The organism is Thalassospira xianhensis MCCC 1A02616 (assembly GCF_003326475.1).
Classification (GTDB): domain Bacteria; phylum Pseudomonadota; class Alphaproteobacteria; order Rhodospirillales; family Thalassospiraceae; genus Thalassospira; species Thalassospira xianhensis.
In genome coordinates, this window is the sequence record NZ_JPWA01000013.1 from 57,506 (window position 1) to 70,076 (window position 12,571).

General features: G+C 55.7%; 12 protein-coding genes. 11 read left to right on the forward strand and 1 reads right to left on the reverse strand.

The window, feature by feature from the left end:
- The first annotated feature begins 384 nt into the window (after window positions 1-384).
- The 8 genes from TH5_RS12150 (at window position 385) to TH5_RS12185 (ending at window position 9,733) form a co-directional block, all read left to right on the forward strand.
- Window positions 385-1,392 carry a BMP family protein gene (locus TH5_RS12150; RefSeq protein ID WP_114122143.1) on the forward strand — a complete coding sequence of 336 codons (1,008 nt, stop codon included), beginning with the start codon at window positions 385-387 and terminating at the stop codon, window positions 1,390-1,392.
- A 126-nt stretch (window positions 1,393-1,518) separates the two neighbouring features.
- Window positions 1,519-3,168, forward strand: a complete 1,650-nt coding sequence (locus TH5_RS12155) for an ABC transporter ATP-binding protein (RefSeq protein ID WP_114122096.1) — start codon at window positions 1,519-1,521, stop codon at window positions 3,166-3,168.
- The gene (locus TH5_RS12160; RefSeq protein ID WP_208638443.1) at window positions 3,165-4,235 is read left to right on the forward strand and encodes an ABC transporter permease; all 1,071 of its coding nucleotides are present in this window, start codon (window positions 3,165-3,167) and stop codon (window positions 4,233-4,235) included. Before TH5_RS12155 ends, TH5_RS12160 begins: the two co-directional genes overlap by 4 nt.
- A gap of 11 nt (window positions 4,236-4,246) precedes the next feature.
- On the forward strand, window positions 4,247-5,188 hold the full coding sequence (locus TH5_RS12165) for an ABC transporter permease (protein ID WP_114122097.1): 942 nt from the start codon (window positions 4,247-4,249) through the stop codon (window positions 5,186-5,188).
- Between the two features lie 69 nt (window positions 5,189-5,257).
- Window positions 5,258-6,562, forward strand: a complete 1,305-nt coding sequence (locus tag TH5_RS12170; RefSeq protein WP_114122098.1) for an amidohydrolase family protein — start codon at window positions 5,258-5,260, stop codon at window positions 6,560-6,562.
- Window positions 6,563-6,572: 10 nt separating this feature from the next.
- Window positions 6,573-7,175 (forward strand): flavin reductase family protein, encoded by a 603-nt coding sequence (locus TH5_RS12175; RefSeq protein WP_114122099.1) that lies wholly within the window; start codon window positions 6,573-6,575, stop codon window positions 7,173-7,175.
- Window positions 7,176-7,356: 181 nt separating this feature from the next.
- Entirely contained in the window at window positions 7,357-8,658 is a 1,302-nt protein-coding gene (locus tag TH5_RS12180; protein ID WP_114122145.1) for an esterase-like activity of phytase family protein, read from the forward strand.
- An 88-nt stretch (window positions 8,659-8,746) separates the two neighbouring features.
- Complete coding sequence (locus TH5_RS12185; protein ID WP_114122100.1) at window positions 8,747-9,733, forward strand: SAM-dependent methyltransferase; 987 nt, start codon at window positions 8,747-8,749, stop codon at window positions 9,731-9,733.
- A 20-nt stretch (window positions 9,734-9,753) separates the two neighbouring features.
- Here the strand turns inward: TH5_RS12185 and TH5_RS12190 are convergent, their stop codons facing one another.
- Complete coding sequence (locus TH5_RS12190) at window positions 9,754-10,173, reverse strand: GFA family protein (RefSeq protein WP_114122101.1); 420 nt, start codon at window positions 10,171-10,173, stop codon at window positions 9,754-9,756.
- A gap of 52 nt (window positions 10,174-10,225) precedes the next feature.
- Between TH5_RS12190 and TH5_RS12195 the strand changes: the two genes are divergently transcribed.
- From TH5_RS12195 to TH5_RS12205, 3 genes are read left to right on the forward strand one after another with little or no spacing between them, the layout of a single operon-like run.
- On the forward strand, window positions 10,226-10,408 hold the full coding sequence (locus tag TH5_RS12195; RefSeq protein ID WP_114122102.1) for a hypothetical protein: 183 nt from the start codon (window positions 10,226-10,228) through the stop codon (window positions 10,406-10,408).
- Window positions 10,401-12,047 (forward strand): L-aspartate oxidase, encoded by a 1,647-nt coding sequence (nadB, locus tag TH5_RS12200; RefSeq protein ID WP_114122103.1) that lies wholly within the window; start codon window positions 10,401-10,403, stop codon window positions 12,045-12,047. Before TH5_RS12195 ends, nadB begins: the two co-directional genes overlap by 8 nt.
- A 14-nt stretch (window positions 12,048-12,061) precedes the next feature.
- The gene (locus TH5_RS12205; protein WP_114122146.1) at window positions 12,062-12,502 is read left to right on the forward strand and encodes an MOSC domain-containing protein; all 441 of its coding nucleotides are present in this window, start codon (window positions 12,062-12,064) and stop codon (window positions 12,500-12,502) included.
- The last annotated feature ends 69 nt before the right edge of the window (window positions 12,503-12,571 follow it).

Below are 12,571 nucleotides of genomic sequence, written 5' to 3' on the forward strand. Positions count from 1 at the left end.
GTCGCGACAGTTTCAAAGTAATTTCAGCCGTTTAGACAATCTTAACCGGTTCGGCTCAAAAACAGGAAGATTTTCGTCCCCGACATCAACAGCCCAAAACCCCGCATATTATCGTCGGACTCCATGTTTTTATTCTGGTCTGACCGAATTGATGCGGGCGATATGCCATGCGCATTCGCTGGTTCTGAATTCACGCATCCGTAAATCCACGTAATTCAATACATCCTGATGTGAATTTGATTACAGCAATTTAGCCGAAAACGGCAATTTGACCATTTGGACAACTCTGTATTTGCCCTTCTTCTGATCATGTATACAATCTGCACATCAAATACGCAGAAAAGTAGAATTTCCAAGATTGGCAATAACCTGCAGGGGGACATCATGAAGTCTGGTACTTTCCATCTTTCCCGTCGCGCAATGCTGTCGGCCATGGCCGCAGTAGCCGCGGTGGTATCTTTTGGCCTTGGCGCACCGGCAATGGCCGCCGACCCGATCAAGGTTTCGGCGATCTACACCGTTCCGGTCGAACAGCAATGGGTTTCACGTATCCACAAGGCGCTGAATGCGGCCCAGGAACGTGGCGACATCACCTATGAATTTTCCGAAAACGTCGCCAATACCGACTATGAACGCGTGATGCGTGAATATGCCGAAAATGGCTCGGCCCTTATTCTGGGCGAAGTTTTCGGTGTTGAACGCGCGGCTCGGAAGGTTGCCGCCGATTATCCCGAAACCGCGTTTCTGATGGGTTCGAGCTTCGGCCCCGAAGGCGACAATTTCTCGGTCTTTGACAACTACATCCATGAACCAAGCTATCTGGTCGGCATGGCGGCTGGCAAGGCGACCAAATCGAACAAGATCGGCATGGTCGGCGGCTTTGCCATTCCGGAAGTCAACCGCCTGATGAATGCCTTTATGGAAGGTGCCAAATCGGTCAATCCGGATGTCGAATTCACCGTGACCTTCATCAATAGCTGGTATGACCCGCCCAAGGCCAAAGAAGCCGCGTTTGCGATGATCGATAAGGGTGCCGACGTCATGTATGCCGAACGCTTTGGCGTTTCGGATGCTGCCAAGGAACGCGGTGTTCTTGCGGTTGGCAACGTGATTGATACCGCAGCTGATTATCCGGGCACCATTTTGGGTTCGGCACTCTGGCATATGGAACCGACCGTTGATCACGCTATTGCCGCCGTCAAGGCGGGAGAATTCAAGGCCGAAGATTACGGCAAGTTCAGCTATATGGCACCGGGTGGCGGCACCGTCGTTCTGGATGGCGCCCTTCTGCCCGATGGAACCGTTGCCGAAGTTGAAGCCAAGCAGGCTGAAATTCTCGATGGCAGCTTTACCGTCAACGTAAATGACGAAGAACCGAAATCTTCCATGTAAGATTTCTTCCACTTTGCAGGCAGTCCGGTTTAAACATCGGACTGCCTTTCGTTTTCGGGGAACACCCCCCCGCCGCTATCGCAATACGGCCAAGGCGTGACACATAAAAATTAACGGATCAGCCGGATGTCATCTGCTGCCAACCCATCTTTGGAAAAATCCCCGCAATTGCTGCTGCAACTGGCTGCAATCACCAAGAAATTCGGCCCCCTGATCGCCAATGACGCCATCGACCTTGATGTGCACAAGGGCGAAATCGTTGCCCTGCTTGGCGAAAACGGTGCGGGTAAAACCACCCTGATGAACATCCTGTTTGGCCATTATGTCGCCGACGGGGGAACCGTGATGGTCGCGGGTGCGGATGGCATCCTTGCCCCGCTTGAACCCGGTGCACCGCAGGCGGCCCTTGATGCCGGCATCGGCATGGTTCATCAGCATTTCACGCTGGCCGAAAATCTAAGCGGCCTTGATAATATTGTCCTTGGTACGGAACCGATTTTCCGCCTGCGCCGCGACCGCACCGGTGCACGGGCCAAACTGACGAAGCTGATGGCGGGATCGGGTCTTAACGTCGATCTTGATCAGCCGATTCACAAACTGACCGTCGGCGAAAAGCAGCGCGTTGAAATCCTTAAAGCCCTTTATCGCGATGCCCGTTTGCTGGTGCTTGACGAACCGACCGCGGTTCTGACGCCGCAGGAGGCAGACAGCCTTTTTGCAACCTTGCGACAGCTTGCCGCGACCGGGCTTTCGGTCATTATCATTGCCCATAAACTGGCCGAGGTTCTGGCGGTTTCCCATCGCATCGCGGTTCTGCGCGGCGGCAAAAAGGTTGGCGAAATGGCAACCGATCAGGCCGACCGGCGATCAATTGCCGAATTGATGGTTGGCCGCGATGTTCCGGTCAGCCGACGCAGCGAACGCGCACCGGGCAAACCGGTCATAGGACTTCGGGATGTTACGATTGATCGTGGCGATGCCAGACGTTCCCTTCATGGGGTGAACCTTATGGCGCGTGAAGGCGAAATTCTTGGCATTGCCGGGGTATCGGGTAACGGGCAGGCGGCGTTGGCGCAACTGATTGCCGGGCTGGATCGTCCCGATGTTGGTTCAGTCGAGATTTTTGGTGAAAAAGTCACGAAATTCGATGCCCATCAGTTCGCCCAGAATGGCATCGCTCGCATTCCCGAAGACCGCCATCATGACGGCATGGTGGGCTCGATGACGGTGGCGGAAAACATCGCCATCGAAGATGTCCGATCCCGCGATTATCAGAAGTTCGGCTTCCTTGATTTCGAGGCAATCCGAAAACGCGCCGAACATGCCATTGCCGATTATGATGTGCGCTGCCCCGGCCCGGATGCTCCCGCACGTCTGCTATCTGGCGGGAATATTCAAAAGCTTATCCTTGCGCGTGTTCTTGAAAAATCACCAAAACTAATTCTTGCCAACCAGCCATCACGCGGACTTGACGTTGGTGCGCAATCCGAAGTCCACAGGCGGCTTCTTGAGGCACGCGAAGGCGGGGCGGCGGTGGTTCTGATATCCGAGGATCTCGATGAACTTCTGACCCTGTCCGATCAGATTGCGGTGATTCACGCCGGTCATGTATCGGCAGCAATTGCGGCACATGATATCGACCGGTCCGAGCTTGGCCTGATGATGGCCGGACAGAAAAAAGGCGATATCGATTTCGGGCCCGATAATTTTGAGTCCAGCACAAAGCCCCGCGAAAAAACCGATGAAAATGCCCCGAGATCAGGAGACCCGGCGTGATCCGGTTTGAACCCCGCACCAATCCATCCGCAATCATGGTTTATGGCGTGCCCGTCCTGGCGGCAATTATCGCCATTCTTCTGGCGGCGATCCCCCTTGCGCTGGCTGGGGCACCAATCATCAAGGCGTATGGCCTGATGATGAGCGGCGCGTTCGGATCGATGTTTTCAATTTCGGAAATGCTGACACGCGCAACCCCACTGATCCTGACCGGGTTGGCAGCCGCCATCGCATTTCGGGCCAAGCTTTGGAATATCGGGGCCGAGGGGCAACTTTACATGGGGGCCATGGCCGCCGTTGCCATTGGATCAGGCGTCATTGACGGGCCAAGCTATATCATGATCCCGGTGGTGCTGATTGCCGGGGCTGCTGCTGGGGCGGTGATGCTGATCGGGCCGACACTTTTGAAAACACGGCTGGGCGTGGACGAGGTCGTAACCACTCTGCTTTTAAATTTCATCGTTATTCTGTTTGTGCAGATGATGCTCGAAGGTGCGCTTAAAGACCCGATGTCGATGGGGTGGCCACAGTCCGAACCGGTAATCGATAATGCTGTTTTGCCGCCGCTGATCGAACGGATGCGGGTGCATCTGGGATTGGTGATCGCGCTGATCTGTGCCGTGGCTTTGGCGATTTTCGTCAAGCGCACCATTTGGGGATTTGAAATCCGTGCAGTCGGTGAAAATGCTGCGGCGGCAAAGTTTTCCGGCATTTCGGTGACCAAGACCATGGTGCTGGTCGCGATGCTGTCGGGTGGTTTGGCCGGACTTGCCGGTGTATCGGAAGTGGCGGGAACCCGTGGCTACCTCGCGACCGATCTGTCGCCGGGTTATGGTTATGCCGGAATTGTGGTTGCCATGCTGGCCCGGCTGTCACCGATTGGCGTGATTATATCCGCACTGTTTGTGGCGTCGGTTTTTGTCGGTGCAGATTCCATGAGCCGCGCGATTGGCGTTTCAAGCTATCTGGCCGATCTGATTGTTGCGATGGCGTTGCTGTGCGTTTTGATCGGCGGGTTTTTAACCCGGTTCAAGGTCCATTTCGAACATCAGAAATCGGCGGGTTAAGGGGAAAGACCATGGAAATCATCGATATCCTTTTGACCGCAAATTTCTGGGCCGCAGCCCTTCGTATTGCAACACCGCTGATTTTCGGGGTGCTGGGCGCGCTGATTTGTGAACGCGCCGGAGTTCTTAACCTTGGCATCGAAGGCATTTTCACCGCCGGGGCGATGGCAGGATGGATGGCTGTCTGGCTGGGTGCCGGATTATGGGGGGGCGTTCTGGTCGCCGCCCTGGCCGGGGGCTTTTTCGGCCTGATCCACGCGATCCTGACCGTGCCGCTTGGCCTGTCGCAGCATGTGTCAGGGATCGGGGTAACGTTGCTTGCGACCAGTCTGTCGTATTTCACCTATCGCACGGCATTGCCCGATGTGTCGTCCCCACCGCGAATTACACCGTTCCAGCCGCTTGATATCCCGATCCTGTCGGATTTGCCGTTTATCGGCCCGGCACTGTTTTCACAAACGGCTCTTACAATGCTGGCGCTTGTCATGGTGTTTGTCACCGGCTGGGTTTTGTATCGCACCCCGCTTGGCCTTGCGATCCGGGCGGTTGGCGATAATCCGTCCTCGGTCGAGGCGCAAGGGTTATCGGTTTATGCGCTGCGCATCGGGGCCGTGGTTGCCGGATCGAGCCTGATGGCGTTGGGCGGTGCGTTTCTGACCATGTCGGCCTTTGATGCGTTTTTCTTTGGCATGATCAATGGCCGTGGCTGGGTTTGCATTGCCCTTACGGTGTTTGCAAGCTGGCGTCCCGGCAAGGCATTGCTGGGCGCGTTGTTGTTTGGCGCGTTTGATGCATTTCAGGTCCGCCTGCAAACCGAGGTCGGTGCGTTCCTGCCATCGCAGGTTTTCCTGATGATGCCTTATCTGTTATCGATTGCCGCCCTGATCATTGTCGCGCGCAAGGCCGATTATCCCAAGGCATTGCTGGTGCCATGGTTCAAGGGGCAGCGTTGATTTGCATCACCGCCCCAGCCAACCCAAGACTCTGATGATTTAAAAGCCCCACTTTCGAAGGACGCCACCATGCAAGCCGATCTGATTCTGAAAAATGCCAATCTGCCCGATGGTCGTACCGGCATTGATATCGCATGCAAGGATGGCAAGATCATCGAAATCGGGCCACAATTGCCGATCCTGGCGGCCGAGGAAATCGATTGTGACGGAATGCTGGTCAGCCCACCCTTCGTCGATAGCCATTTCCATATGGATGCAACCCTGTCGCTGGGCCTGCCAAGGATGAATGAGTCGGGCACGCTGCTGGAAGGCATCGCGCTTTGGGGCGAACTTAAACCTCTTTTGACCATCGAAGCAGTGATCAAGCGCGCACTTCGCTATTGCGATCTGGCAGTGTCCAATGGCCTGCTTGCCATTAGAAGCCATGTCGATGTCTGTGATGACCGTCTGCTTGCGGTTGATGCATTGCTTGAGGTCAAAAAACAGGTCGCGCCCTATATTGATCTGCAACTGGTGGCTTTTCCGCAGGATGGCTATCTGCGCAGCCCGACGGCAAAGCAGAATGTCATTCGCGCACTCGATAAGGGTGTCGATGTTGTCGGCGGTATCCCGCATTTCGAACGCACCATGGCGGACGGCGCGCAAAGCATTACCGAACTTTGCGAAATGGCGGCCAAACGCGGCCTTCGGGTTGATATTCATTGCGATGAAACCGATGATCCGCTGTCACGTCATATCGAAATGCTGGCCTATGAAACGCAGCGCCTTGGCCTTCAGGGGCGGGTGGCCGGATCGCATCTGACATCGATGCATTCGATGGATAATTATTACGTATCGAAACTGATCGCCCTGATGACCGAGGCCGAGGTCAGCGCGATTGCCAATCCGCTGATCAATATCACCCTTCAGGGCCGTCACGATACATATCCCAAACGTCGCGGCATGACCCGCGTGCCCGAATTGCGCAAGGCCGGGCTGACCGTGGCGTTTGGTCATGATTGCGTGATGGACCCATGGTATTCGATGGGATCAGGCGATATGCTTGAAGTCGCATCAATGGGACTGCATGTGGCGCAGATGACGTCGCGCGACGATATCCGGGCATGTTTTGACGCGGTAACAACCGAGCCCGCAAAAATCATGGGACTTGAAGGTTACGGGATCGAAGTTGGCAACAATGCCGATTTCGTCGTGCTGCAGGCCCGCGATACGATCGAAGCCATTCGCCTGCGGGCCAACCGGCTTTATGTCATCCGGCGTGGCAACATCATCGCCGAAACCCCGTTGCAGCAAACCCGCCTGCATCTTTCGGAACGGCCGGAAACCGTGCGTGGCGATAATTATGCCCCCCGTTCCAGCGATCAACAGGAATAGCGGAAACATCATGTTTTACGAACCCGGAAAAACACCCCATAACCTGCCGCATGATCCGTTCAAGGCCTGTGTCGCGCCGCGTCCGATTGGCTGGATTTCGACGGTTGATAAACAGGGGCGCGCCAATCTGGCCCCCTATTCATTTTTCAATGCGGTTTGTGGCAATCCGCCAATGGTAATGTTTGCATCCGGCGGATCGATTGACAGCCTGAACAATGCGCGTGAAACCGGCGAATTCATTGCCGCCGTCGCCCCGCGTGCGATGCTGCGCGAAATCAATTTCTGTTCCGCCCCCCTGCCGCCGGGCGAGGATGAATTTGAATATGCCGGCCTGACCAAGGAACCGGCGCAAACGGTTGCAGCATTCCGGATCAAGGGCGTTCCGATCCATATGGAATGCAAGGTGTTCCAGATTGTCGATCTGCCCGGCCCCACCCCGCAAAGCAAAAACGCGATGGTGATCGGTACAGTGGTCGGTTTGCATATCGATGATGCGATCATCCGTGACGGCATGGTCGATGTCACCCTGTTCGAGCCGCTGGCACGGCTGGGCTATCACGAATATGCCAGTGTCGCGGAAACCTTTACCGTCCGGCGCGAGGATTTCTGGTAAACAGCCCGCTTGTTTGCGGCGATAGGTTACGACTTTCTGTTGTTTCACGGAAACGACCCGCAACCGCAAACAAACTGTCACAGTAAAATTCTAATGTGATCCTCATCACTTGCGCCTGAACCGATGCATATGCCGGGTTCGGGCGTTTCTTCGTATGGGTTACACGATGGGGGATCACACCATGAAACGGACGATTGCAGCCGGTTTTGCCGGTATTGCGGCCATGCTTCTTGCAACAACGGCAATGGCGGGCGAGGCCAAGGTTTTCGAAACCAAAAGTGCGATTAACAATCTGTCGACTGTAATGGTAGATGGCGGCAAGGCCCGCGACCTGACGGTTGGTTTCGGTTCGGGTGCCTATCGCCGTCCGGGTGATCCGGCCAATATGTTTTATGCCGTATCAGACCGCGGTCCGAACTTTGTTTGCGATGACGTTCAGGACGTGCTTGGCGTTTCCGAAGATGTCGTTTGCCAGGGCCGCAAGGTTCGCGTTTATGCGACCCCGGATTATTCGCCGTCGATCTACACGATCTTCTTGAATGATGACGGCAGCTTTGACGTCAAGGATGTCATTGCGCTGAAAGACCAGAATGGTGTGCCGCTGACCGGTTTGACCAACAAGCTGTCAGTTGCAAAAACCGAAAAGCCGGTCGATGCCAATGGCAAGGAACTGGCACAGTCGGTTTCGTCCATCGATGCAGAAGGCATCATTCGCCTGTCGGATGGTTCGTACTGGATCGGTGAGGAAAACGGCCCGTCGATCCTGCATGTCGCGGCAGATGGCACTGTGAACGAACGTATCGTTCCGGCCGGTTCGGAAAAGGATTTCGAGGGTGCGGCCTATAAAGTTAGCGGCGGCCTTCCAGCGATCCTTGTCACCCGCCAGACCAACCGCGGCATCGAATCGATGGCCGTGTCGCCCGATGAAAGCAAACTGTATTTCATGGTGCAGAACCCGCTGGCGAACCCGAATGCCGATGCTTACAAAACCGCCAAGAACACCCGTCTGTTTGTCTATGACCGCGTAAAGGGCGAGCTTGCGGGCGAATATATCTATCAGCTTGATGATCCGCAGACCTTCCGCAACGATCCGTCGGACAAACAGAATGCCCCACGCATCTCCGAGGTCCTTGGCCTTGGCGATGACCGTCTGCTGGTTCTGGAACGGACCGATGGCACTACCAAACTGCATGAAGTCAAACTCGATGGTGCGTCGAACATTCTGGCATCTCGCTGGGACGATATGTCGACCAGCCCGTCGCTTGAACAGGAAAACGACCTGTCAAAGCTTGACCTGAAGGCAGTTGCCAAAACACTTCGTTTCGACAGTGCCGATTACCCTATGGCCCCAACAAAGATCGAAGGTCTTGCGATTATGGGTGACGGTGCTCTGGCCCTGATCAATGACAACGATTTCGGCATCAAGGGCGATGCCACCAAGGTGCTTCTGATCGACGGTCTGGTTCAGGCAGACAAATTCTGATCTCTAGCTGGATAGTCTGACACTGCGGGAAAGCTGTTATGTGGCTTTCCTGCTTTTTTATTGGGCGAAATCAGCGTAAAAGCGGCCCATGAAAAACGATCAGACACACACCACCCGGACTTTTGACATCCCCGACGGTATCGATGCGGTCATCGAACCAATGGATGCGACCGGTTATCTTGCCCCTGTCGGCTTTGAAGATCAGCTGCGCGCCGAACTTGGCGACGTGATCGAAAGCCACGACCGGCTGATGTTCGCACCCGGCCCCGAACGCCGTGTCTTCTGGGCGCAAAATGTCTGGCGCAATCCGGTGCGTATGGCAATCCCGTCGATCAAGGGTGCGGCCAAAATCCTGAAATTCAATCAGCGCAACTGGGCCATGTTCAAGTTCGATCATTTTTCGCGTGCGAAACTGATCGAGGCCAACCTGCCGCATGTATCGGCCAAACGGCAGGTTTTTGGCGAACCGGCCCCGACCGCGCCGCTGGGTTCATGGACATTGATCGATCCTGATACGATCATCGCATCGATGGATTGTTCAAGCCCGTGGAAAAACGGCGAGGTCGAGTTTGAAGAAGACAAGACCACCCCGCCCAACCGCGCCTATCTGAAACTGTGGGAAGCCTTTACGCGGCTTGGGGTAACACCGCAAGCCGGTGATCGTACCATGGATCTGGGCGGCAGCCCCGGCGGCTGGACATGGGTTTTGCATGAATTTGGCACCGATGTGATCAGCATCGATAAGGCGCGGCTTGACCCCAAGATCGCCAAATTGCCACGTGTCGATTTCCGGCAGGAAAGCGCATTCGGACTTAACCCCGATGAAGTCGGTTATATCGACTGGCTCTGTTCGGATGTGATCTGTTATCCGGACCGGTTGTTCCAGCTGGTCAATCAGTGGATGGATGCCGGGATGGCAACCAATTTCATCTGCACCATCAAGCTGCAGGGCGACACTGATTATGCCGCAATTACCCAGTTTGCCGACATTCCCGGATCAAAGGTCGTACATCTTTACAACAACAAGCACGAACTGACCTGGATGAAGGTCCCCGGCGTGACCGATCGGGACTGACTGCGCGTCAACTCGTCCAATCAGGCTTCGTCATCCCCATTATAGGCGGGGATCGCCGGATCAATCGGGTAATAGTCGCCCTTGTCTTTGCAAAACATCTGGGCAGATGTCGATATGCCCGATGCACCATCAAGCGTTCCGGGTGTAATAGCAACTTCCTGCGAACGGACCGGTCGCCAGAACAGGGATGATCCGCATTCCTTGCAAAAGCCCCGGTCGCTTTGATCAGAAAGGCGATACCAGCGCAGGCCTTCTTCGCGGGTCAGATGCAGGGCATCCTTTTCCACCCGGGCATATGAACTGACATGACCGTGTAGTTTGCGGCACAGTTTGCAGTGACACATCTTGGTATCATGCAGTTTGCCGTGCACTTCATAACGGACTTCACCGCAGTGGCAGCCGCCAGCATGAACTTTCCCGGATGGTGTCGATGCGTTCATCTACCTTCCCCTTCTGATCGAATTCCGTTTCCCAGTATCTGGGCGATGGTGCGTGACATGCAAGCAGACACGTTACAATATCGATGTAATTGCTGGCAAAATTGCGACGATAATGTTTGAGCTTCGTCACAAGCAGTCCTATTCTGCCGCTTCTGTTCAGGCCCCGGATGATGACGCCACCGCGCCAGATGCCATCCGTCGCCTTGCCTCACAAGCGATGGGATATCATGACTGATCTGTCCTTCCATTATGATGTGCTTGTCATCGGCAGCGGTGCTGCCGGTTTATCCACCGCACTGAAACTCGCCCCGCATGTAAAGGTAGCCGTCCTTTCCAAGGGCAAGATTGACGATGGTTCGACCAACTGGGCACAGGGCGGAATTGCCGCCGTGCTTGATGCCGCCGACAGCATCGAAAGCCATGTCGAGGATACCCTGATTGCAGGTGCCGGATTGTGCAAACGCGACACCGTCGAATTTGTTGCACGCAATGCCCCCAATGCCATCAAATGGCTAGATGATCTTGGCATTCAACTGACCCGCGATCCGGAAGGCGGCAATGACCAGCCGTTTCACCTGACACGTGAAGGCGGGCACAGCCATCGCCGCATCGTTCATGCCGCCGATGCCACCGGGCGCGCGGTGCAGACCACCCTGCAGGGTGAGGCGGTCAAACACCCGAACATCAGGATTTTTGAAAACTACCTTGCGATTGATCTGGTGACAGACCGCAAGCTTGGGGGAGAAGGCCGACGATGCATCGGGGCCTATGCGCTTGATCTGACAACCGGCAAGGTCCGGTCGTTCAATGCACGCACCGTGGTACTTGCCACCGGGGGTGCCAGCAAGGTTTACCGGTTTACATCCAACCCCGACGGATCGACGGGCGATGGCATTGCCATGGCATGGCGTGCGGGTTGCCGGGTGATGAATATGGAATTCAGCCAGTTTCACCCGACCTGCCTCTATCATCCGCAGGCCAAATCATTCCTGATTACCGAGGCAGTGCGCGGCGAAGGCGGCAAATTGCTGCTTGCCGATGGGACGCGTTTCATGGACCGGTTTGACGAACGCGGCGAACTGGCCCCACGCGATATTGTCGCGCGCGCGATTGACCATGAAATGAAGCGTCTGGGTGCGGATTGCGTGTACCTTGATATCACGCACAAGGGCGAGGATTTCATCCGGGAGCATTTCCCGACCATCCATGAAACCTGCCTGTCGTACGGCATCGACATGACCAAACAGCCGATCCCGGTTGTTCCGGCAGCACATTATACATGCGGCGGGGTTTTGACCGATCTTCGCGGGCGCACCGATCTGACCGGGCTTTATGCGATTGGCGAATGTGCAGGGACGGGTCTTCACGGGGCGAACCGGCTGGCGTCAAACTCGCTTCTGGAATGCCTGGTATTTGGCGAGGCGGCGGCACGCGACATTGTCGAAGCCCTTCCGGTCGATGACCGGTTCAAGGACCTGCCGGACTGGGATGAAACCGGAATTACCGATTCCGACGAGGAAGTCATTGTTGCCCATAACTGGGAACAGTTGCGCAACGTGATGTGGGACTTTGTCGGCATTGTGCGCACCACCAAGCGTCTGCAACGTGCGCAGCATCGCATTGATCTTCTGTTATCAGAGATCGACGAGTATTACGGCAATTTCCGTGTCACCAATGACCTGCTTGAATTGCGCAACCTGTCGGTGGTTGCCAAGCTGATCATCCAGTCGGCATTGTGGCGCCATGAGAGCCGCGGTCTGCATTACACCACCGATTACCCGGAACGCGATGACAGCGCCACCCCGCGCCAGACCATTCTGGTACCCGAAAACTTTGCCGGTCGCTGGGTCGTGTCGGGCCAATGGAAAACCTGATCGGAGAAACAGCCATGACCGCCACCCTGATAGGTATCGCCCGCAAGACCCGTTCCCGTGCACCAATGGAAACACTGGACAAGGTTAATGTCAGTCTTGATCTCGGTGTTGATGGCGATTATCGCGGCAGGCTTCGCAAACGCCAGATCACGGTTCTGGCCGAAGAGGACTGGCTGGCGGCCTGTACCGAGATTGACCGCGCGGATTTGCCATGGACCACGCGCAGGGCCAATTTGCTGGTGCGGGGAATGAAACTGCCACGAACGCCTGGGGCACGTATCCGGATCGGTGATCTGGTCCTTGAAATCACCGGCGAAACCGATCCCTGTAGCCGGATGGAAGAAGCCGCCGAAGGCCTTGAAAAGGCGCTTTCCCCCGATTGGCGGGGTGGTGTTACGTGCCGCACCATCGAACCCGGTGCAATCCGCGTTGGGGACGCGGTTGTTTCTGTCTGACCGGTACTGCGTTCCATCTGGAAATCCCCTGTCGGCTTCCCACTTAAAAGGCAGAAGCATGGTCGGGGG

Bases quoted from the DNA above. Each gene is read 5' to 3' on its own strand.
- TH5_RS12150 (WP_114122143.1), top strand. From the start codon at position 385: ATGAAGTCTGGTACTTTCCATCTTTCCCGTCGCGCAATGCTGTCGGCC.
- TH5_RS12190 (WP_114122101.1), bottom strand. From the start codon at position 10,173: ATGAACGCATCGACACCATCCGGGAAAGTTCATGCTGGCGGCTGCCAC.
- nadB (WP_114122103.1), top strand. From the start codon at position 10,401: ATGACTGATCTGTCCTTCCATTATGATGTGCTTGTCATCGGCAGCGGT.
- TH5_RS12180 (WP_114122145.1), top strand. From the start codon at position 7,357: ATGAAACGGACGATTGCAGCCGGTTTTGCCGGTATTGCGGCCATGCTT.
- TH5_RS12185 (WP_114122100.1), top strand. From the start codon at position 8,747: ATGAAAAACGATCAGACACACACCACCCGGACTTTTGACATCCCCGAC.
- TH5_RS12170 (WP_114122098.1), top strand. From the start codon at position 5,258: ATGCAAGCCGATCTGATTCTGAAAAATGCCAATCTGCCCGATGGTCGT.
- TH5_RS12175 (WP_114122099.1), top strand. From the start codon at position 6,573: ATGTTTTACGAACCCGGAAAAACACCCCATAACCTGCCGCATGATCCG.
- TH5_RS12155 (WP_114122096.1), top strand. From the start codon at position 1,519: ATGTCATCTGCTGCCAACCCATCTTTGGAAAAATCCCCGCAATTGCTG.
- TH5_RS12205 (WP_114122146.1), top strand. From the start codon at position 12,062: ATGACCGCCACCCTGATAGGTATCGCCCGCAAGACCCGTTCCCGTGCA.
- TH5_RS12165 (WP_114122097.1), top strand. From the start codon at position 4,247: ATGGAAATCATCGATATCCTTTTGACCGCAAATTTCTGGGCCGCAGCC.